Below are 23,141 nucleotides of genomic sequence, written 5' to 3'. Positions count from 1 at the left end.
TTTCGATTGAATAAAAAAACCGCGATTTACGCGGAAATTAATCGGTATATGTTGTTGTCGCTCGACAATTGGATCGGATCTTGTTAGGTTGTTTCTCTTTCAACTATCCTGCCCTTGGGACTTGATCCCGAGCGCTATAATGTTCACCTCTACCTCTCATGACCATAAATAAAACGGACCGACTTCAGTAGACTACACTGGAGTTGGTCCGTTCTCCATCTAATATCCGACGCCTTCTCCCTCATCCGGGTGCAATCCTGCTTGCTTCAATTCCTTAGCTAGAATTCTGAAGCACTACTACCTGTTCGTGTAAATATCACTCAGTTGTGAGCCTTGAAAGATTATCATTTTGCATAGTCAATACTAAATTCCAAGAAATAAAAAAGCCGAATGGATCGTTCTCATCCACTCAGCTCATAGGTTTATTTTACAATAATCTGTATAGTATCACTTTCCGTTGTTCCACTTCCATTCATAAACTCACAGCGATATTGATAGATGCCAGGAGATTTCCCTGAAATTTGTGTAGTGGCCGATTGAGCACTTGGTGTTTGTGAAGATAAAGATTGCGTTTCAATAAGTTCGCCATTTTCATATAATCGATACTGTGTTGCGTTCGTGCCCCACCACATATTAGCAGTAATGTTATAGTCCCCATCTTGATCCCAGTTGTCACTAGACAACACAGGTTTGCCGGGCTTCGCATCAGTCACGGTGACGGTGTGTGGATCACATGAAGTCGTTCCATACAAATTCGATAACTCACATGTATACACATAGGTTCCATTCGGCTTACCTTGAATAGGAATAATGGAAGTCTGGGCAGCTGGCGAAACATCGGTGAGTGACTTCGTTTGGATCAATTGGCCATTCTCGTACAACTTATACAATGTGCCATTGTTTCCCCACCACATATTCATCGTAACCTCATAATTGCCATCATGTAAGCCTGTCGTAACACCGCTATTATTCGATAGTGTCGGTTTATCTGGCACCCCATTTGCAAGCAACGGCAGACTACTGGAATGTCGTTCGAACTTGACTGCATCAGCCCTGGTATAAATCATATCGGCAGGTAGAGTTGGCGGATCTACCGTTGTCGGAGTAACCCTTGTTAAACGAACATACTCGCTGCCGTCTCCAGTAAAGTCGAACGTTCCTAGATTAACCCAACCCGACGAGCCAACGGTTGCATCGATATACGTGACCTCGGTAACCGACTGATGCTTCACTTCCACTTTGACATAATTATCATTTGCCGTCGTATGGACGAGCTTATAGATGGAGACCGTATATTTCCCCTCTGGAAACTGTCCTTTCCAAGTCGCGGATGATCCTTGAACGGTAGAGTAACGGGATTTCACACCAATTTTGTATCCGGCTAAATTGCTTTGGCTCCAAGACCCTTCTGTCGTGTACAACCCAGTCGTATTCGTGCTGTCGACAATAACCGTTAGGTCCCTGATCGCAATTGTCAAAGGCGGTGTTGTTAAGGTCACCCCGTCAATCGTTACAGTGGCCCATACCTCAATGTGATCCGTTTCTCCGTCGAGACTTAGAAGGGTCAACAAACCGCTACTGTCCAATTCAGCCAGATCGGTTCGATCAACGAAATACTGCACATTTGCCTGTGATAGATCACCAATCAGACCGTTATCCAAATAGCCGGTTACGCTTAGTTGTGCGGTTTGAGTCATCTGCAGTTCGTTCCGATCCGACAGGATCACCGCAGACTCCAATTGCGGCATCTTGTTCGGGTCCACCCACATCATCGCATCGGCTACTACCCGTGACTTATTGGCCTTATTGGTTAATTCCACGTACCCACTATCGCCTGCTGCAAAAGGATAAGCACCCAGGTACACCCAAGTCCCATTGGCCGCTGTCTCATCTACGGTAACCGTCTCGGAGCCTCCGCTATAATAAACGGTAAATGAGGCATTCGTTGCCCAATTTTCACTGGCAGCGGTTATTTGCGGAAGCTTATAGTACACACTGTAAGTAACACTTTCCGGCAGCTCAGGTCGCCATTTAATTCTGCTTGTCGCTGTGCCGGCAGTCGATTTGGCATACACATAGTTATCATAGTAATAGTCGTTAGCCGTTGTATCCCGTATCCAGACGCCTGCTGACTCTGCCTCCGTATTATCCACAATGATAGATGAACCCTCCTGCCAATCCGGTTGAACTGGAGTTTCGGTTACCTGATCAGGCAGATAGAGTGTCCGCTTGCGGGTCTGTTTCCCGTCCGATTCCACATAATAAGTGAAGGTTTGGGATAAATCGTTTACCCGTATCGACCATTCCATCGGATAGATCTTATCTGGAATGGTTGTATACGTAGCCCCGCCATCCAAGGAATAATGGATCGTCGCTGGTTTCGTCGTTTTTGCCTGCACATAAGCATCGTAGGCCGTTTCGTCGGGCTTGACGATCAGCATGCCTTTAACCGCATCTATTGGACTGTGGATATCGAAGAAATAGCTTGCATCCGATGTTTCAACAGTTCTGACCTGGTGCAGCGGCACTTCAATGTTGAGTCCTTCCACAATGATAGCGGTTATTCCCTTGCTTGAAACCGTGGCTTGAATGATTCCGCCACTCATAACCGCTTGCTCTGGTGTGCCATTGTCGCGGATGATGGTTACGGTATAATCTTGTGCCGGGTTGAACCCAATGATTTGCGCATTCAATTCGATCGGAGTCTGAACTTCAGCTGCCGATTCGTTGCTTAACCCGATGTAGAATTTATTCCCGCTCTCTCCCGTTATCCAATTCAATTGAGAATGGTTGGTCTGTATTATCCCCTTAGGCATCCAGAGCCAAACGTTGGAATTACCGTAAAAATGACCTGGTTTATTTCCATAGAGGTGATATTTGAACCATAGAAAATTAGTTTCAAATACAGAAGGAAATGTAATACTTCCATTCGATTTCAACGATTGTTCGCTGATCAAATAATCCATCGTTTGCCCGAGCTGTCCCGGTATATGGTGATAATAGATGGATGTAGCCCCGCTTGGGCCTTCCAGAGGAAACTCCGGTTCAAGTTGACTAACGGCGAAGCCCTTATAGTAATAACCTGGATAGCTGGAATATCGTCCGATGACTGCATTATGAGCAATATCCTGCAGCAATTTATCGCCTGTATAGAGCGACAATCTCAGCATGAATGGAGCTTCCTGAGCATTCATCCGATAATAACCAGTTGTACTTCCCGCTTCAAACGTCAATCCATTGGGAGAGACAAGCCAACTATCCGCTTGTACGCCTCCGGCTACATCTTCTGGGAGCTTGATCCGAGGATATTGATATTTACCACTTTCCGGCCAATGGAACGACTCCGCGTAATTATACGTCTCAGGTTGCGGAATCGTAACGGCACCTTCAGGAACCGGACGAGCAACGAACATCGTTGCATACCGTTTGGCTTCTTTATAAGCAGCATTTAAGTATTTGATATCCTGAGTTTCCTCGTAAAGCTCCAAGATCTCCATCCACAGCTTGCTATAATAATAAATGAACTCATTTTTACTCACATTTACGGATGCAGGCGTATCAATATGCTGCATGATATAGCTGTCGGCTGCATCCTTGGCAGCCTGTAAATACTGCGCATCTCCCGTCATACGATAGATCATCAGGGGCTGAATGACAGGACCCCGGTCTTTCTGGTCAGGATCACGCACGAGGTACTCTTCCTGTGCCAGCGCCCCAATTCCTGCTGAAGTCCCCATCATCTGATTGACAGCGGCTACGCTTGAAAAATCAAACGGCAAGGTTGCCATTTTCCATAACGACGGCACACCGTATACTGGCTTCTGCGTCGGCGACCAACCTATACCATTTCGCGATAAGCCATACTGGACGGACGGCAATGCTCTCGTATCGTAAAGCTGGTCATCCCCAGTCAAATAGTAAGCCCCCAAAAGAACCGCATTCGAGCTTGTTCGAACACTATCCTCGTTTTCGATGTCAATAAAGCCCTTGGCACGGCTCCACCATCCGCTGGGTGACGGGACATAATCAACAGAGTCATCCCCTTGCGGCTCTATCTTAAGTAAATCGATCATATTGAACATCGCGTCAGTAAGCGACTGATCTGATACATTTTCCCGATATGCGGAATAACTGTACTCATTGCGAAGAATATCCGCGTAGGACTCATACAAATTGCTTTTTTGAGCGATTAGTCCCATATGAAATTTATAAGTGCTTTCTGCGGCCATTTGCGAATAAGTCCCTAATTGAGGAGCATACAAGATTGGCTGCACGCTGCCTTCGTTGTTGACAAGGCTCATGCCAAGCCTTTGTTTCGTAACACCTCCCGTCGGTTCAAATTCAACCGGAAGCTCATCCGAAGGTACAAATACCCCATATGTCAATGGATTGCCCGAACCGTCATTCTTTTCAACCAGACTCATTGGAGCGCTTAGCTCCCTTAAGCTTGTTGATTCCACCGAACCTACCATTTTGGCGTGTGACCTGAAACCATTTAATACTTCATTGACGCCAGAGATCTGCTCTGTTGTGAAAGACTGATAGCCGATCACGTAATTGCCATCCCGGCGGGGTGTAAAAGCGAAGGAAACATCAGGTTTGTCTCCTGACATGGACCAGTTCACTTGTAAATCGTAATCGCTTCCATGTGAAGAATCGGTTAATATCGCCGTGTGGCTGTCAGGGAAATCAATCTCGTCGAATGTAATCCAGCGTTTGTTCATCGTATCGTAGTAATTGGTTAGACTCCCCGCATTTCCATCCATTAAGACCCATTGCTCTTCAAGTCTTTCCGCCACATTATTGATAGGCACCCAGTTCCCCGTATCCGTGTCCTTGTAGAACATATCACGAACGATGGATTTGCCACCATCCCAAGCTGCTTCATAGAAGGTTACTTTGTAGCTGGCATTCTCGATGCTGCCTTTTTCCGTGTAACTGAGATTCGCCAATGTACGGCTGCGCAGCGGAGGCAACGGCGGCGCTTGCTGCCGGATATTCCCTTCAAACTTGACCGCATCGGCCCTCGTAATGATCTTTCCGGTCGTAGGTTGCGTTCGAGTCAGTCTGACAAATTCGCTATCATCACCACTGAAATAATAGGACCCCAAATCAACCCATCCGGCCGATGGGCCCGACGAGGGCCTCAGATCCATAAACATGACATCCGTAATCCCATTGTGAACAATTTCAATTTTAACATTACTGTCTGCTTTATCCGCCCAATCAAGCTTGTTGAATGATATTTTCGCCGTCCCTGCTTCCAATCTCGGATTCCATGTGATGCTTCTTCCTACTGCATCGGTAAATTTGGAACTGGAATTATTATATCCCTTCACTCCTGTACTTGTAGTCCAATAAGGAGCGGAGAACCCGTTATTTGCGTTATCTACATCAGTGGTGACGACATCATCAATCGTGATGCTTCCATCATCAATGATGATCGTCTTATGCGGCTCTTTTTGCTGAATATTCCCTTCGAACTTGACCGCATCAGCTCGCGTAATTATCGTGCTGGTTGTGCTGGTAGACCGAGTTAATCTAACGAATTCTTTACCAACTCCGGAAAAATAGTACTCTCCCAAATCAACCCATCCCGCAGGAGCACCAAATGAAGGCCGCAAATCCATATAGAGAACATCAGTCGTTCCATTGTGGACGATTTCAATTTTTACATTGCTATCTGCTTTATCTTCCCAGTTAAGTTTGTATAACGAAATTTTCGCCGTTCCCGCTTCCAATCGTGGATTCCAGGATATCGCTCTGCCTGCTGTACTCGTATATTTAGAACTGGAGTTATCATATCCCTTCACCCCTGTACTTGTGGTCCAATTCGGAGCTGAATATCCGTTGTTCTCGTTACCCACATCAGGTGTCACAACATCATTGATCGTGATGCTCCCGTCATCGATGATAATCGTCTTATACGGTAAGGGCTCCGCGTATGCGGTCCTTATTCCGACTAGGCTGAAAGGAACTAATATCGTCACGATGAAAACGATTAAGAAAAACAGCTTCCTTTTTATCATACAACTCACAGCCTCCCTTGTGTTGATAACGCTTTCAAATTAACGTTGCCCTCCTTTGTTCGAAGATCGTAAAGAAGCAATTAGCCTTATCCTTTTGGCTAAGCCCGCTTTGTCGGTTTTATCATAGCATGTTACAGAACTGTGAAATTTCTTTGATTTTAAGAATTTCTTATAAGATTTTAAGGAAGAAGAAACGACTTTGTCGTCCTTTAAAAAAGAGACCTACATCATAACTGCCCGCTCAACTGCAGTCAGTTATGATGTAGGTCTACCAATTGTACAAAGCCTAATGATTAATTATAATGGCGGCTGCACTAATAACAACTTCCCAAGCTGAATCACCGTTTGATCATACCAATCTGGATGCTGCCTAACGTGCTCTCTACTTCGTTCATTGCCGCATGCCTCAAACACGGCCACTTTGTCTGTCTTCTCGGTATCGATTTCAAAGCGAACCGTATGTTTTCCATTCGGGAGCTCCGGCAAGAATACATACTGATTTCGATTATGATCGTTGTGTAGTGTGAATCGATCGATAATAAAGGGTTGCCCACCATCCACCGACACCTTCAATCTGCCAGAATCAGGCCCCCCGATATCGAATAACCCGATATGGGTGCCCTCGAACTGCACCGTGATAGCCTCTCCAGGATCGACTGCTCGCCATAGGCCGGGGAACAACCAATTGTACTCGCGCACTAAAGCAGAATCATCGGGCGTCATGTAAGACCATCCTGCGGAAAAAGTAGTAAGACTATCAAGTGACAGCATGGTCGCATACTCCCAAGGATTAGCCGGAACCAATGGATTCTGAGGTAAGTGATGTACTAACCTTCCCTGATGACCTCTGAGTTCGATAATTGCCTCAAATGACCGGGTGATCGTATCCGTGTAAATCTGGTGTCCTTCGGGAATAGTCGGATGGATCGAATCATGCGTAAAAACAACGGCTCCAGAAATGGACACGTCTTCCCTTGAGGTGAAAACGAGTTTTCCCTCCGACACCAAGTGACTGACCGCTACGCCCAGATGAATCGAAGGAATACCATAATAGTCGGCCACTTCCTCTTGCATTAGAGCCCCCTTCTGGTATTCCCCAGACTGAAATAAGGCCACATCCCGCTCCTTCAGCGTATAAACGAACAGGATATCGGTAAACCGGCTCCGCTTGCGGATCTGACGGACAATCCCTTCGATCCGCGCCTTGGATTCGGGATCTCCGCCATCGTTACCGACAAATTCAACAAATACTAGATCAGGCCGATGACGCAGTACATCTGTCTCCAAACGGGCACAACCCAAATCCGATCCTGTCCCATTAATGCCTGCATTCACAGAGCGGATATCCGCCTTAGGATATTTCTCACGAAGCCAATCCGCCGTCATGACCCTGTAGCCTTCAGAACGAGTATTACTGCCGCCGAAATAGACGATTGTTACGGTATCCCCATTTTCCAATTTCTGAATTATATTGGGGAGCCCATTACGAGGGAATAATTCCTTCATCGTGACTTCACCTGACCTCATTTATCAATTTTAGGAGCAAACAATTTTACAGCAAATACTTCAAAATAAGGCGAACCATACGTTGCGCAGAAATTAATCTGGATTCGGGTTACACGTTTCGCATCCACCTTATGTTTATTCAACGTGAGATAATTCCCACGAGTTATGATTGTCCTCTCGGTTCCGTCTTCTAAGGTCAAGGTCATATCATAATCTTGGATAAGGGACTCGATCGGGTCGTTGAAATGCTCCAAATCCAACTGTGAATTGAAAACAAGATGGATTTCGTCTACATTTTTGGGGCTTGCAAAACAGAATTCCAACCATTCCTGTTCTTCCGTACGTTCAGAAATCCAAGCGTTCGGTAGACCATAAGGTCTGGAGAAGCCGTTGACGACATTCTCGGGATTATACATACTCTGGGACGGTAACAGATCCTTGAAGCAAATGCTCTTATTGAATTTCTTCAGCCTGGACGGCTCTTCCGGTCTATAATGGAAGCTGACCGCTCCTGTTATTTTTTCTTCATTGCCGTAGACGGCAAGGCTAGCCGTACCTTCCAATACGATGTAGATTTTGTCGTCAGCCGGTTTCTTGCAGCCCAAGTTTAGCGTAATCCAGTCGTCATGACCGGCTGCAATAACCAAGTGGTAATCTTTCAACTCGCTGGTGGGAATGTAGTTTTCCTTCCGTTCCCCGCCAAACAGCTTTACATGCAAAGTTTCCGAATGCTCGGACCTATTTTTAATTTTGATCCGTACACTTTCAGCCACGGATGTCTGAATCGGCAAGGCCAAACATAACCCTTTCTCCAATGAAATCTCTTCGGTTGGATGAAGATTATCATAGCTGCGCTGAGACGAGGCACGAATAGTTAATCCGTCAGCGAAGTAAGGATTCAATTCCTCTTGAAACCCTACAATCGTTTGGCCATCTCGAAGCAGCAGCGCCTGCAGCTCCTCCATATGAGATTCGACTATGGCCGAGGGGTCTATCTCATACTTCAAGCATAACGAAGCAGCCGTTCCAACCGCCTGCCCCATACAACCGCAGGTTGCCATTACCCTAGTAGATCCGAAAGCCACATGGGTAGCACTTATGTTGCGACCAGCAAACATGAGATTAGGAATATTTCGTGAATATAAACTGCGGAAAGGGATATTGTACAATCCTGGCACGAAATTCCATGCTGTAGCTGGCCCCTCATCGTAGATGCCCTTATTCGCATGTAAATCCATATACCATCCACCGACGGATACAGCATCTTCGAAATGCGGCTTTGCTGTAAGATCGTTCTGAGACAACATGTGGTCCCCTATGAACCGCCTCGACTCCCGCTTTCCAGGAATCGGGCATACATAATCCAAGATGAGATTGTCTACATCATCAAATTCGCCGCTATTTTTGATATAATCCCAAATCCCGTACACCAATTTCCGCAGTTCCAATGCGATGTCTTCATTATTCTTGATAATATCCATATGTCCACCATATTCCAGCCACCACAATCCGCCAAGCCCATTGATTTTTCTTGGTAAAGCCCGATGGTTTAAGCCTTTTCTGATACTATCGAAAAAAGCCAACTTCGTAATATCATACGCAAAGCCAGGCCTTTTGAATGGAACGGAATATTCTACGTCACGGGCTTGAAACAGGATCGTATCGCCCATGGTGTAATGGTCCGCCACTTCAGGAGCCAATTCTTCCTTGTATTCATGCTTCGCTTCTCTCCCCCAGCGGAAGAGAGCACCTGCTTGATATCCGACAACTCCATCTCCGGAGCAATCGATGTAGGTTTGGCTTTCGAAACGGAATTTTCTTTCGGAAGCCAATTGAAGGCCCTCCACCCATTTAATTCTGCCGTTCTCCATGCCCGTTTCATGCACGCATGTATTCAGAAATAGAGAAATGTTAGGCTCAGCATAAACCATATCCAACAAGACCGTATCCGAAAGCGAAAGCATAAGCTTCTTGTTGTATAACGGATTATAGTGAAAAATCTTCAACTTGAGTTCTTCCACCAATCCGCCCTCGCGTGCATAATAGGATGGACTGTTTCCGAGATATGCTGACCCGTTGATATGAACCCGGACCTCGCTGCTCGCATTTCCTCCAAGAACCGGCCGATCATTAATAAGTGAAACCTGCAGCCCTTGGCGTGCGGCAGCAATGGCAGCGCATATCCCAGCAATACCTCCGCCTACGACGGTTACATCTGCTTTAATAAGCTCCATTTTGATAACCTCCATGATTAGATCCTTCTATCATGGTAAGCCTTTTGATGCCCTTTTTTTTACATGATTTCGCGAGAAATTTATACATTTTTTGCAACCTTATTTGGATTCATACCGTGTCATTTTTATCCGATATTGCTTAGGTGTATCACCCGTATATTCTTTAAATAATTTGCAAAAATAACCTTCATTCACAATTCCTACTTCCTCGCACAATTCCAATAAAGAATAATCCTGAACATTTAATAGCTCGAGAGCTAAGTGAATTTTTTTGCGGTTGATGTAGCTGATAACGCCCTCGTTCATTGTTTTTTTGAATAAGCTGCTAAAATACGATGGAGCTAAATTCACTTCCTCGGCAATCGCCTCGAGCGTTAATCTCTGTTTAAGGTTTTTCTCTATAAAACGCATAGCACTCATGATTTCTATACGATGTAAGAGTTGGCCAGCGTGTACATATTCGAATGTGAAGTCGCCAATATAGGCAAGCTGCTCCCGAAATGTCATGAATTTTATGGGAAACTCTGATGCATCCGTGGTCAACGAGTTCCCCGATTTAAATTTCGCAGTTATGTCTCTGTACAAGCCTTGAAGCATAGGTGCCATGATGGACTTATGAATTTTATAATCCGTCACAAATTGGTTTAAAGCTGAGAGTTCTTTTTCCAACGCTTCCTTGGAAACTTTCCTTTGAACCCATGTGAGAAAATCAGCCAGTTTCAGCTGAAAGTCCTCCTTTTTGTCATTACGGTAATGGAACCGATGTATGGGTGTTTTGACTACTTTTTCTTCATGATAGTAGAAATCCTCACTCACGTTATTAGCTTCCATGTAAGCTTGTTTGATGGATTCCCAGCCTCGGTGCGGACCTCCAAAAGCTACGGATACCCTTTGATTCAAATATTGATGTAAATGGGAGACGATCTGACTGCCCAATGAATGGCAAGCATATTCCGTATCCATATCGCTGCGATTATTTTCCCAGGAAAGAAAACCAATAAAACGATTATCGGATAGATCCGCAGCTACACCTCTGCCACCGTTCACCACAGTTTCTTCGATTATATTCGTAATCGCATATTTCAAGATGTTTTGATCAGACGCTGAATAATCGTTTCGGAAACTTTCATATAGATTCATTTCAACAATGAAGCAGCAATAGTTGGCTTGAAAGAAATGGAATTGCATGCGATTGGCAAAATCCGATGCCCGATGAGATGGAATTTCGCCTCTGATAAGCTCATTAAAAAATTGCTTGCGGACTCTATATTTATTTTCAAGTACGGATACGTTTAACGATTGAAATTCCGCTTCTTTTTTCTTAACCTCATTTAAAATCCCGGCTGCCTTATCTAAAGCGCGATCTAAATCTGCTTCCCTGAGCGGAACCTTAACAATGTACTCCAATACGTTAGCTTGAATAGCTCTCTGGGCGTATTCAAAGGATGAATAGGCGGTCAAAAGAATGTATTGGGTATGGGGAAGCTTTGGTTTTAGCTGCTCAATCATGGAAATTCCATCCATTCGCGGCATAACGATATCAGATATCACGATATCCGGCTTAAGCTTCTCTATCTCCTCTATCCCCTTCAGCCCATTATTCGCTTTTCCCACTAAATGAAATCGCTTATCCCTATGGGAGAGTTCGTTAAAAAACAATTCCAATCTCTGAATGATTAGATCTTCGTCGTCAACAATGAAGCAGGTGTAGTCTCTCACCATCATGCATCTCCTTTAAACGAGCCTGCTGGGAATAAGGCTTGAACACGGGTTATTTCCTTAGGTATGCTTATGATTTGGAGCCCGAACTGTTCTCCGTAGTGAAGTCTTATTCTGTCATGAATATTATTTAACCCGATTCTTTTCCTTTTCAATTCCACATCACTCGGTTCTGAAATCAAAATATGCTTTATTTTATCAGTTGGAATTCCCTCGCCTAGATCAACTACTTCTATGATGACGATGCCGCCCTCCCTGTACGCATGAATAGTAATAGGGCCTTCGATCCCCCCTCCGTTATAACCATGGAAGATACTATTCTCCACAAGCGGCTGCAGCAGCATTCGAAAAACTGGGAAATCTATTAAACCTGCTTCGATATTTTCAATCAAGTGGAAGTTCCTGTTATAGCGGATGTTCTGGATCGCGATATAGTCCGATACATTTTGCAATTCCTGACGCAGTGATACCTTCTCCGAAGCATCAGCTATCCCATATTCCAATATTGAAATGAGAGACTCGATCACTACATCTACTTTCTCTATTTGTCCGAGTCGTATGACATTGCTGATAGAACCAAGCGTGTTATACAGAAAATGAGGGTTTATTTGAGACTGAAGCACTTGGATTTCCAGCTTCCGCTCAAGTTCATTATGTAGCTCTGCTCCCCGTATCAGTTCCACAATTTGCTGCAGCATACGATCGAATGCTCGGGAGAGATCTCCAAACTCATCGTTTCGGTTAATCGATATTGTAGTTGTGAGGAGGCCTTGCTCCACCCGCTTCATTTTTGTTTTGAGCGCATAGAGAGGGGTCCTTATATATTTGGCAATAAAAAAGGAAATGAACAGACTTAAGAGAAGACCTGCAGCTAGAAGCCCGATATAATAGGTTTCTAATCTGGACAAAGCAGCTTTCAAGCGTGATTCATCGTTGATCGAGATGATGGTCCAGTTGAATTTCTCAGTCGGTTTTTTCAGAAGGGAGACTGGAATACCATCCTTGGTATGTAGTTGAAGGCTTGTTTCTGTAGTATCCAGAATTTGTTCCGCTGACGTTTCACCGATTGAAAAAGTATGATCTTGAATATTCATGGGTCCTTTATTTTCCGAAAATCCGGCAATGATTTTTCCCGATGCGGTGATTAGAGCCAAATCCATTTGTTCTTTTTTATTAATCTTGAACAAGGTTTCTTCAATGGCATTTAGATCCAAATCTACCGCAATGGCCATAGGAAACGGAGCACTGTTCAGATATCGAACCATCGTAACTGTCCAGCCGGAATATTTAGATTTGTAAGGATCACTGACAAATGTAGTCCTTCTGTTCTTGTCAGCCGCATCAAACAAAGGTTCTCTTTCAGCTAAAGGTTCATCGAATATTCGGGTAGGTGTACTCCCGCCTAGAATGGATAAATCGCTTTTGATCAAATAAATATTACTGACGTAATTACTGTTGAGTTCATACAGCTCTCTTAATTGCTTTTTAATCACTTCTGTATTGTCAATGTTGGCTTTCACCGATGTTTCGACCGAGAACAGGATCGTCTGGAAGGAGGAAAAATTAACTGTGAAATACTGATCTACCTTGTCTAGTATTTGGTTAGTGTAATAAATGTCAGTTTTTCTTATTTCCTTTTGGACATAGTGATAAGACAATTGACTTATCAAGATTATGCAGCTTAATACAAATGCAAAAACGATAAAAAATAATTTTAAAGGCAAGCTGATTCTTCTTCGCATCTATCATCTTCCTTTTAAATCTGTATTAAACAAATAATAGCATATGACAATAAAGAGAGGGGCTATTTATAGCCTCTCTCTTTGTTTAAAAGATAAGAATTTATATGCTTCGCGCATAAATGTTCCTTATCTTTCTCGCTGAAACGGTACCGTCCTTTAAAAGGACGGCGAAGCCGTTTCTACTTGATTTACTTAATTAAGCCCGCTTCTTTAAATTGCTTGATTACTGTGTCCTTATATTTCTGCATGTCAAACTTGGTATCCAACGTATTGAGGAAATTCTCCCAGTTAGAAAGAGGATCTTTTCCGGTCATAAATTTGACCAAACTTTCATTAATGAAACGTTGGCGGTCAGCTGCCAATGTATCGTTCGGGTCTTCAGTCAATAAATTCCCGGGCAAAGTAGGCGCCACGTATTTCTGATTGTTCTCAAAAGCTTCTGCCGTCTTAGGATTCTGGAAGCTGAAGTACTCAGCATCATCACCACGACGCGGCATTCTATAATGGTCAACCCATAGGTACTTTTCTTTCATTTCCTTTGATAATTCGGAGGTTTTATTCTTGATCTTGCCGTCCACTAAATCCCAATGAATTCCTTTAATTCCGTATGCAAAATTCGGATATGCTTCTTTGTCCGTAAAGAGATAATTCAGCATGGACAAGATCCGAATGATTTTGTCCTTATCCGCTTTCTTGGATATGGCCCATGAATTGCCTTGGAACGATTTTCTCTCTACAATTTGATCACCATAAGGACCTATCATTGGAGGAATGACGATCCATTCCGGCACCTCTCCACTGATTTCTTTCATTTTCTGCTGATAATCCGGTTCCAGCCTGCGTGCATCTCTTATCATGAAGCCAACTTTACCCTTAAATAACTTTTGGTCCAACAAATCGGGAGTATTCATTGTCACCCAGTCTGGATCTACAACTTTGGCTTCCATCATTTTATTGATATAAGCGAGCGCCTCTTTCATTTTTGGGTCGGTATACAGGAACACCGGTTCATTGTCTTTCACATCAATGGCTGATGGAGGATTGACGCCAAACATCCACATCAAACTATCGAAGCCGTAGGTTTGCAGATTGCCTTCTTTATTCATGCCGCCTATGAATCCGTAAGTATCGTTTTTGCCATTACCGTCCGGGTCTTTCTCTGTAAAGGCTTTCATAACTTCGAATAACTCGTCAGGTGTCGTTGGCACTTCCATATTCAGCTTTTTCAGCCAATCATTGCGAATGAAGAAGCTTCGACTGATACCATTTACATTATCATAACCTGGAACCCCAATGGTTTTTCCTTGATAGGACATCGCCTCCCAGGAGTCGTTGCTAAAACGTTTCTGTAATTCAGGAAATTGATCCAGATACGGTGTCAAATCCGCAAGAACGCCTTGGTCATAATATTGCGCGAGATCAGCCCGGCTCTTCAAGAAAATCAAATCTGGAATATCTCCTCCAGCAATGAGCGTATTTAATTTAGTCGTTGCTTGACCTGATTGAGGAATCATCATTTCCAAGTCGATATTTACTGCTTTCTCCAACATTTGGCGTTGGATATCTTCTTCACGGGGAGGAATCGGAGCAGCAGCATTGAAAGTGCCTTGGTTAAACATCGAAATTTTCAATTTGGTTTCAAAGGGACTAGACTGGCCTTGTGAATTATCCGTAGCTGACGATGTAACCTCTTTTTTGTCCCCACATCCTGACAATACCGTTCCCACACCGACCATTGCTGTCAGAATAGCAAATGTAATCGCTTTACGTTGCATAATGACCTCTCCTTTGCTTCTATATTATCACGGTTTCCCCGTAACAACTCAGGTTGGAATTTCTTTTTAACCTTTAACCGATCCCAAGAGTACACCTTTGGTAAAATGCTTTTGCATAAATGGGTAAACGATCAAAATCGGAACTGTAGTCACGACAACTGCTGCCATTTGTATAGCGAACGTACTAACAGCTCCGGTATTGGCAAGCGAATCAGCACTTTGTGTTGCGACGTTAAGCAGGATGTTGCGCAAGATCACTTGAAGCGGCATTAAGTTGGAATCATTGATATAAACAATAGCATCGAAATAACTATTCCAATGCCCGACTGCGTAAAATAAGGAAATTGTGGAAAGGACGGGCAAGGACAGGGGTAAAATGATCCGCCATAACGACTGAAGCTCACTTGCACCGTCTACCCTCGCTGATTCCTCGATTTCAGCAGGCAATTGCTCGAAAAAGCCTTTAATGATCACCAGATTAAATGCACTAATGAGATTGGGAATAATCAATACCCATGGACTGTTTAGCAATCCCAGAGAGCGGACTAGTAAATAAGTCGGAATTAATCCTCCCCCAAACATCATGGTAAAGACAATGAATAGTAAAAATGGGCTTCGACCCGGCAAATATTTTTTGGATAACGGATATGCCGCTATTACCGTAAAGAACACATTAAGAGCAGTACCTACTATCGTTCGAAACAATGTAATTTTATACGCCTGCCCGATACCATGAGAAATGAATACTTCTTTATAGGCTAGAAAGGTAAAGGTTTCTGGTATAATAACAATTCCTCTTCTTAACACTTCCGCTTCTGGCGTCACTGAAACAGCAACCACATATAGAAAGGGTAGTAAGCAAAGTAGAGCTAGCAAAATAAGAATAAAATAAACGACTGCTTGCCAGACTTTCTCTCCGATTGTCAAATTGATCATATTGATAACCACCTCACCAAATTTGCCCATCGAATTTTTTGGCGAGCTTATTCGCTGCCAACACTAAAACAAATCCGATGACCGCTTTAAACAATCCCACAGCAGTAGCCAAGCCAATCTTAAGTCGCTCGAGCCCTTCACGGTATACCCATGTGTCGATAATGTCGATCTTCTCCTGATTAAAGCTGTTGGCAAACATGAATATTTGGTCAAAACCAGCATCCAGAATATGGCTTAATTTAAGGATCAGCATCAGAATCATCACGCCTCGAATGCCGGGAAGTGTTACATGCCATAGCTGTCTCCATTTGGAAGCGCCATCAATTCTAGCCGCTTCATATAAGCTTGGATCGATTCCTGCTAATGCTGCAAGGTACAATATCGCTCCCCATCCAATATCCTTCCATATTTCAGATAAGATGATCAGCAGTCTGCCCCAGGCAGGTTCCGTTAGGAATGAGATGGGTTCAACTCCAGCTTCCTTCAAAATCATGTTAAAAAGACCATCCCCTGGGGCTAATAATGCCACCATCATTCCATAAACAATGACCCATGATAGAAAGTGGGGTAAATAAGTGATCGTTTGTACGATTTTCTTAAACCATTGGGTATAGACTTCATTGAGCAGCAAAGCAAGTATGATAGGAGCTGAGAAACCGAACAATAGCTTATACAGCGATATGATTATCGTATTTCTCATGATGTCCCAGAAATAAACGCCGTTCATAAAATCTGTAAAATTTCTAAATCCCACCCATGGACTATCCCATAGTCCCAATGCTAGGTTATAGTTTTTAAAAGCAATAATGATTCCCGCCATAGGAATGTATTTGAATACGGCAAAGTAAAGTAATGCCGGGAACAAGAGAGCGTACATCACTTTATACTTTTTTATCGTTCTTATCCATGAATTTCGCTTTTTGGTGAGGGGAATGGCGTCCGCTGCCAATTTTGCTTGCATATCATCACCTCGTCTTTATTTATATTTGTATAATAGCATCCCACTACCCGAATAAATTTCTGTGATTTCAAGAATTTCTTATAAGATTTTAAGTAAGTGGGGCTTTGGAAAAATCCAATCCAATAGGCATGATTGTCTTGATTTAAAGCTCGTACAATAACTCTGACTCGAAAGTTTGAGTATAGACCAAATACAATCCCGAGGTCCCAAACAAAAAAAGCCCTAGAAAAAATTGGGCTTAATTTAATGAGTCATGTTTTTTATATAATGCATCCACGTATTTTATTTTCCATTACTAAAAACTACATTCATGAGCAAAAAAGGCATCCTCCAGCGTGGAAGGGTTACCTTTTACTTCTCCAATGTTCCATCTGCAACGATTGTTCCATGCTTAATAATTACCACATCATCAACCGTCGCTGTATGGTCTTCCATTAGATGAATGGATTGTAACACCGAGTTTCCAGACTCAGCCCGTTCTCGTAAGTTTAGACTTCTCATTAAATAAATCAATAGTGCTTATGACTGAGCCAAAATTCCTTTAACAAACAATGAGACACTGTGCTTGTAGAACTCTTCCTCGGTGACGAGTTGGGATTGATATTGCCGGTGAATCAGCTCGCTCATCTGAAATCCGTAGCACATCGAGAGAAAAGACATTGCGACAAGACGCTCATCCTGTCTGGCTATAACTTTTTTATTCTGCAAGCGTTGAAAATATTCAACCAGCAAGGAGTGAAGCTTCGCTGGCGGATCGGCTAGCACTCTGTCTAATTCGGGAAGCATTCCTTTGTCGCGGATGCCAATCAAAATGATGTCCGCATTTTTATGGAAAAACAAACGGTACTGCTGGCTTACATTCAGCAGATCAACTTCCGGATTATCGGTCGCGTCCTCTTTTAACAGCTTCTCAAATTGCGGGATATCCGAATGTCTTTCAATGATGGCTTCCAATATGCCTTGTTTGCTTCCAAATTGCCGAAAAATCGTAGATTCATTGACTTTAGCTTCCGTTGCAATGGCTTTGGTGCTTACTCCCCGATAGCCCTTCTTTTTGATGAGCTGTGTCGCGGCTTCAATGATTCTGTCTGAAGTTTGCATTGCATTTCTCCTTTTGCATATGTTAAACCTATTCTACTACAAGTTTTGCATATGCAGCAGGGTCGGGGTTCATCATTTTCATAAACGTTTATTTAAAACGAATCGCTTCTTTTTTCCCAGCGGCTTGGTTCCGTAATCTTGACATGATCAGGGACCAATTGCGTGAGCGTGCCTAATTTATCAAATGTAATCTGGATTCGGTCAGAGGGCAACAGCCATTGTTCGGTCTCGATTGCGCAGCAATCCGGTATCGTCCCCATTCCTATAATCGTGCCCGGGAGCGGCGTGAAAACTTTGAGAATCTCCTCCATCACTTTTGCAGGGTGTGCAGAATACTCGGATGTGCTCCCCTTCCAGTGCAGTCTCTCCCCGATGCATACATTCACATCCAATGCCAGCGGGTTGTCGATTTCATCCGGCGTTACCAGAAATGGTCCTATTCCTTTGCTGCGATCAAAATCTTTGCAGCGCGTCGGTCCGGTCATCGCCTGGAAATCCGGCCACTGCACATCGCGGACAGTACTGTCGTTAAAAATAACATAACCTGCAATGCAGTTCCCCTTCCCTGTAACAAAGGCCAGCTCCGGCTCGATATCCAGGTAGGAAGAGTACGAAGGCCAATGAATCGTATCCCCATCGCCAATTAATGCATTATGGTTACACTTATAATAACTGAAAGTTACTTTATTCAGATCTTGCTGGAATTTTTCGGCAATTTTACGTGTAAGCTCTTCTCTTTCCGGCCCTGTATATTCTCTTTGCAGCAGATTTACGCCAGCATTTCTCAGATGTCTTGGTGTCAGCCCGAAATCGATAAGCGCAGCCGGATTTGGAACTGGCGGCAGCAGTTTTACCGCTACAATCGGGCAGATTTCATTTTCATTAAATTGATGCGACTGTTCGACAGCATATTGCATCAATTCCTTAGCGGCATCATAACTTGCCGGTAAATAATGAAGATAGCTGTCCATACTTTCAAGACTGTCAACGAATGTTCCCTGCTTTTTCATGATTGCGGCAAAAGACACGACAAATTTCTCGTTAATTACAAGCCCAAACAAAGGTTCCTGGGATATTTTGGTTTGAAAGGTTACTAGCTTCATGTTGCAGCGCCTCCATCCATGTAGTGTGATGTTGTTCTGTTACTATCATATCGTACAGTATAAATGCATGCAAGTACATGCTTGCATTTCTGTTTTCCGTTCTCTATAATAAAGCCATAGTCAGTATGCCTTACCCCAAAAACATATACGAAAAAGGAGAATTTTCATGAAGTATGGACGTATTATCCAAAAACCTCGCGTTAAATTTATTGAAGTTGCAGATGGCGTTTTTGCCGGTATTTCGCCGTATCGCGGGATCAGTTGGGCCAATGCCGGGTTCATCAACAAGGGTGAAGGGCTGGTGTATGACACGTTCTTCGATTTGTTCCATGCGCGGGAAATGAGGGAGGCTTTTATGGAAGTAAGCAACGGCGGCTCTCCCGCATATGTGGTGAACTCGCACTATAACAGCGACCATGCCTGGGGAAACAAAGTGTTTGAAGATGCTTGCATTATTATGCACAAGGAAGCCTCCAGAGAGCGTCTCACCGAAAATATCGCCTGGATGGACAGCGTCATCAGAAGAGGAAAGGATTCTCCGGAATCTACTTCGGGCGAGCGGTTTTTTGCAGCGGAATTTGAAGGATTCGACCTGGAAGGCGTAGAATGGTTGCTCCCGAATATTGAGATAAAGGACGATATCAACATCCGTCTTGGCGATACGGAAGTAATGATTTACAACGTTGCTCCGGCCCACTCTGACAGTGACTTGCTGCTGTGGATGCCAAAAGAAAAAGTGCTGTTCGCCGGCGATGTCGTGTTTAACGGGTGTACGGCATACAGCGAAGAGGGAACCCTCAATTGGGTTAAAGTGCTTGACCGCATTATTGATGAAATTAAACCCGAAATCGTTATTCCAGGACATGGCGCCATCTGCGGCCTGGACTTCGTGAAGGAGCAGAGAGACTACCTCCTGAACCTGATCAGCGAGTTCAACAAGCATTACAATGACGAAATTGATGCCTTGTCCCTGACCAAGCAAATTGATATTTCCCGCTTCCTTCATTGGATTCAGCCAGAACGTTTGTATGTTACAGTGGACATCCTATTGAAAAGCAAACGAGGGTTACCACCCCTTCCAATTTGGAACGAGGTGCCTGCTAAGCTGGAAGACATGAAAGTTTTTTTGGCCGGAAAATATGGTAATCAAATCAAGCCATGGGACCCTATGAGTGTTTGGCAAGAATAGCAATTTGAAGCAGCCTACGAAATACAAAAAACGGCCCTGTCGCAAACGATGCGAACAGCGGCCGTTTTTTTGAATTGTTCAACGGAATTATAATCGGTGCTTTGAAACGATTATGAAAAAAAATGGAGAAGGACTTATGACTTACTAGAGGGGACTCTCACCCAATTGGATTGGAGAAGAGTTCCGTTGTTTTAGAATTATTATTCCAAATAGCTTTCGGCAAGTTTCATTAGGGTTTCTTTGCTTACTTTATTTATGTCTCCACGTAAAGTATAGGCGTATTTCACCTTTTTGTCAGGGCTCTCGTATACCCATTTCAGCTCGTGCGTCTGCGAAGGAGCAAATTCTGTATGCAGCATTTCTACTCCCTTCACTTGAACCTTCTCCTGCTTAAATTCAACCTTCTCGTCAATATACATTGTAGGATCGCTCTTTCCACTCAGATTAGTGATATTAACCCCGATTTTATCTTCGCCATTTTGATACGTAGCAAAGAGAAGGAAAAACTGATCTGTCATTTCAACCGGCATCATGGCATATCCCTGATTGGATTCTTCCGCCTGCTTTCTCAGCTTTTCTGCCATTTTCTTTTTTTCTTCCGAAGAAGGAGGATTCACTTCCTGAGCATTTTTAAAGATTACGTCCGCCTTTTGGAATGTATAATTTCCATTGACTTTGTCTGCGACCTTAATGGATTTATCCGTAATCTTATCTCTCAATTGAGAAAGATCTTGGAAGATAGTCACCTTCGTTCCAAGAATTGTTTCATGATTCGGATTATTGGCAACCATATAGAACAGCCCAGCTTCCCCGTTCTTTAGCACCTTATCCTTAAGTTCATAAAATGCCTTGTAACGCTCTATCTCATCTTTCGATTCTGTTTTTCCGTAATCTTTCGTCGATTTAGTATCATATACGACTTCGCCATCCTTATTCGTCAAAGAATGATATTGAACTGCCGCATAACCTGTGGAGGCCATTAACATCATCCCTATACACGCAGTCAGAACAACTTTATATTTCATAAAAAACCTCTCCTTTTCTTTTGGCTTAGCATGTAATATTCTCATTACTTTTCCTGTCAAGTCGGCGTCGGGAATGCGCGGGTCATCAAACAGTTTTTTCAAATCCCGATCCCTGTCCATATTCATACACTCCCACTCCCTTCACTTGAGCATAATACTTTCGAAATTTTGCAGATGCACGTTCGTATTTTTTACGAAGGCTGGCACTGTTTTTGCCGAGAATCAATCCGATCTCCTGGTAGCTTTTATCCTCGACACAACGTAAGATTAACAAATTACGCTCTTCCGCTGATAATTTTGCCATGGCTTGATGTACGGATTCATCAAAATAGTTGGCTTCAATATGCAAGTCGACTTCATTATTTTCTTTCTCATCCTGGTAAAAGAAAGGCAAATATTTCACCAACTTTCGCTTACGGATGATGTCGATACATTGATGGTAGGCAATCTTGTATACCCAGGCGCCAAAATCTATTTGATATTGGGTATATTTCTTCAAGGTGCGGAATGTCTTCAAAAATACTTCCTGTGCGTTATCCTCGGCTTCGGCATAATTACCCAGCATATGATAACAGTAGAGAAAAATCGGTTTTTGATAAACCTCCATGATTTTTTCGAATTTTTCTGTGTCCCCATCCAACACATCTGCAATGATCTGACTTAACTCCGTATCATTCAAGCTGTCTCCCCCCCTTTCACTCTATACAACGAAGAGCTCGACCCAAAATGTGACAGCAATTGTTCATGGATTAAGCCATAGTTACTTACTTTAAATATTTTTTCTTTTGTTGTATGTGAAAATTCATAGTCAGTTATAGCCGCATCATAGACAAAGCCTGCGACCCCCTGCACAGCATAAATGCGTTCATCTTCTTCATTAACCTTAGGAATATCATGACTATGTATCATCACATTTTCTGTAGTAGATTCAAAGAAAAAACGAATTTTGGTGTTTACCTAAATCTTATATAAAAAAACGAAAGGTGCCCTAAACAGCCATAAAATGGCTTTCTGGACACCGCAAGAGAATTAATCAGTCTTTTATTTTAGATATTCATCCAGGTACGATTGGTGAAATAAAACTGTAATAAGTAGTGCTAGAACTTCATAAATCCAGATCGTCAGTTTACTCATGAGCAGCCCAATCGATTCGAAATTGTATTCTTGATGTCCATTTCCTTCTTCTATTAAACTGCATACTTTATTCTATTAACAAGAAAGGAGCTGAATGCAATGGGACTTAGTTTTCGTAACAATACGAGTTTAACCGTATATGTTGCCTTCGCATATTACTCCTCAGCAAGCTGTAATCAGGGCTCTATCCCCTTGATACCTTGGCCCAGCTGGTATGAAGCGGTAGGTTGGTACACAATAAATCCAGGTCAAACGGTAGAGGTATTGAGCGGGGCAGTCAACAATCGAGAGATATATTACTATGCTGAATCTACAGATAGGAGTCTTGTATGGTCAGGTGTTAACTATCTTACTCTACCGCAAAATGCTTTCAAACTTTGTGGTGGCGCAGGTTACTGTGATGCTCCGCTTTGTAGAAGGCTAGGTTTGAGAAAAATCAGGATTGGTAACTTTAGAAATTATACAGTTAATATTGTATCTAGTAATATTCAAAGTCAATCTAAGTTTTTAAATGTCAACACGGCAGTTCCTGGTAAAAAGAAGAATGTTGGCCGGAGTACCTCTCCTATTAAAGGTCTTCGAGTTGTACGGCCTGCTGCTGGCAGAAAATCTATCTCGAAACGTTAAGCGAAAAAATGCAGAAACAGTCTTGGACATTCCTATTCAGTCCAAGACTGTTTCTACTTT

The 23,141-nt window shown here is 43.2% G+C and carries 16 protein-coding genes; 2 read left to right on the top strand and 14 right to left on the bottom strand.

Features of this window, described 5'->3' with window-relative positions:
• Positions 1 to 422: 422 nt before the first annotated feature.
• The 11 genes from PAENI_RS14280 to PAENI_RS14230 form a co-directional block, all read right to left on the bottom strand.
• Positions 423 to 6,029, bottom strand: coding sequence for a golvesin C-terminal-like domain-containing protein (locus PAENI_RS14280; protein ID WP_149645743.1), 5,607 nt, complete (start codon positions 6,027 to 6,029; stop codon positions 423 to 425).
• Positions 6,030 to 6,326: 297 nt separating this feature from the next.
• Positions 6,327 to 7,535, bottom strand: coding sequence for an SGNH/GDSL hydrolase family protein (locus PAENI_RS14275; RefSeq protein WP_149645742.1), 1,209 nt, complete (start codon positions 7,533 to 7,535; stop codon positions 6,327 to 6,329).
• Positions 7,536 to 7,552: 17 nt separating this feature from the next.
• Positions 7,553 to 9,784, bottom strand: coding sequence for an FAD-dependent oxidoreductase (locus PAENI_RS14270; protein ID WP_188114569.1), 2,232 nt, complete (start codon positions 9,782 to 9,784; stop codon positions 7,553 to 7,555).
• An 84-nt stretch (positions 9,785 to 9,868) separates the two neighbouring features.
• Positions 9,869 to 11,491: a response regulator transcription factor gene (locus PAENI_RS14265; RefSeq protein WP_149645783.1), complete on the bottom strand. Its 1,623-nt coding sequence runs from the start codon at positions 11,489 to 11,491 to the stop codon at positions 9,869 to 9,871.
• A complete protein-coding gene (locus PAENI_RS14260) occupies positions 11,491 to 13,230 on the bottom strand; it encodes a sensor histidine kinase (protein ID WP_149645741.1) in 1,740 nt (579 codons plus the stop codon). Before PAENI_RS14260 ends, PAENI_RS14265 begins: the two co-directional genes overlap by 1 nt.
• 188 nt (positions 13,231 to 13,418) lie before the next feature.
• Positions 13,419 to 15,005 carry an extracellular solute-binding protein gene (locus PAENI_RS14255; protein ID WP_149645740.1) on the bottom strand — a complete coding sequence of 529 codons (1,587 nt, stop codon included), beginning with the start codon at positions 15,003 to 15,005 and terminating at the stop codon, positions 13,419 to 13,421.
• 66 nt (positions 15,006 to 15,071) lie between these two features.
• A complete protein-coding gene (locus PAENI_RS14250; protein ID WP_149645739.1) occupies positions 15,072 to 15,941 on the bottom strand; it encodes a carbohydrate ABC transporter permease in 870 nt (289 codons plus the stop codon).
• Between the two features lie 13 nt (positions 15,942 to 15,954).
• Positions 15,955 to 16,902: an ABC transporter permease gene (locus PAENI_RS14245; protein ID WP_076283686.1), complete on the bottom strand. Its 948-nt coding sequence runs from the start codon at positions 16,900 to 16,902 to the stop codon at positions 15,955 to 15,957.
• Between the two features lie 351 nt (positions 16,903 to 17,253).
• Positions 17,254 to 17,403, bottom strand: coding sequence for a hypothetical protein (locus PAENI_RS14240; protein WP_262495607.1), 150 nt, complete (start codon positions 17,401 to 17,403; stop codon positions 17,254 to 17,256).
• A gap of 18 nt (positions 17,404 to 17,421) precedes the next feature.
• The gene (locus PAENI_RS14235; protein ID WP_149645738.1) at positions 17,422 to 18,003 is read right to left on the bottom strand and encodes a TetR/AcrR family transcriptional regulator; all 582 of its coding nucleotides are present in this window, start codon (positions 18,001 to 18,003) and stop codon (positions 17,422 to 17,424) included.
• 92 nt (positions 18,004 to 18,095) lie between these two features.
• Entirely contained in the window at positions 18,096 to 19,106 is a 1,011-nt protein-coding gene (locus PAENI_RS14230) for a fumarylacetoacetate hydrolase family protein (protein WP_149645737.1), read from the bottom strand.
• Between the two features lie 166 nt (positions 19,107 to 19,272).
• On the opposite strand from PAENI_RS14230, the gene PAENI_RS14225 reads away from it, so the two are divergent.
• Positions 19,273 to 20,295 carry an MBL fold metallo-hydrolase gene (locus PAENI_RS14225; RefSeq protein ID WP_149645736.1) on the top strand — a complete coding sequence of 341 codons (1,023 nt, stop codon included), beginning with the start codon at positions 19,273 to 19,275 and terminating at the stop codon, positions 20,293 to 20,295.
• A gap of 200 nt (positions 20,296 to 20,495) precedes the next feature.
• Here PAENI_RS14225 and PAENI_RS14220 read toward each other — a convergent pair whose 3' ends face one another.
• From PAENI_RS14220 to PAENI_RS32215, 3 genes are all read right to left on the bottom strand, one after another.
• The gene (locus PAENI_RS14220) at positions 20,496 to 21,320 is read right to left on the bottom strand and encodes a hypothetical protein (protein WP_149645735.1); all 825 of its coding nucleotides are present in this window, start codon (positions 21,318 to 21,320) and stop codon (positions 20,496 to 20,498) included.
• 85 nt (positions 21,321 to 21,405) lie between these two features.
• The gene (locus tag PAENI_RS14215) at positions 21,406 to 21,999 is read right to left on the bottom strand and encodes an RNA polymerase sigma factor (protein WP_042188431.1); all 594 of its coding nucleotides are present in this window, start codon (positions 21,997 to 21,999) and stop codon (positions 21,406 to 21,408) included.
• Positions 21,996 to 22,229, bottom strand: coding sequence for a hypothetical protein (locus tag PAENI_RS32215; RefSeq protein WP_223178952.1), 234 nt, complete (start codon positions 22,227 to 22,229; stop codon positions 21,996 to 21,998). Before PAENI_RS32215 ends, PAENI_RS14215 begins: the two co-directional genes overlap by 4 nt.
• A 324-nt stretch (positions 22,230 to 22,553) precedes the next feature.
• Between PAENI_RS32215 and PAENI_RS14210 the strand changes: the two genes are divergently transcribed.
• The gene (locus PAENI_RS14210; protein WP_149645734.1) at positions 22,554 to 23,081 is read left to right on the top strand and encodes a DUF1036 domain-containing protein; all 528 of its coding nucleotides are present in this window, start codon (positions 22,554 to 22,556) and stop codon (positions 23,079 to 23,081) included.
• Positions 23,082 to 23,141: the final 60 nt, after the last annotated feature.

The sequence above is a fragment of the Paenibacillus sp. B2(2019) genome, from assembly GCF_008370385.1.
Lineage (GTDB): Bacteria > Bacillota > Bacilli > Paenibacillales > Paenibacillaceae > Paenibacillus_AQ.
The sequence above is the reverse complement of the archived record's forward strand: the minus strand, read 5'-3'. Positions and strand labels throughout refer to the sequence as shown.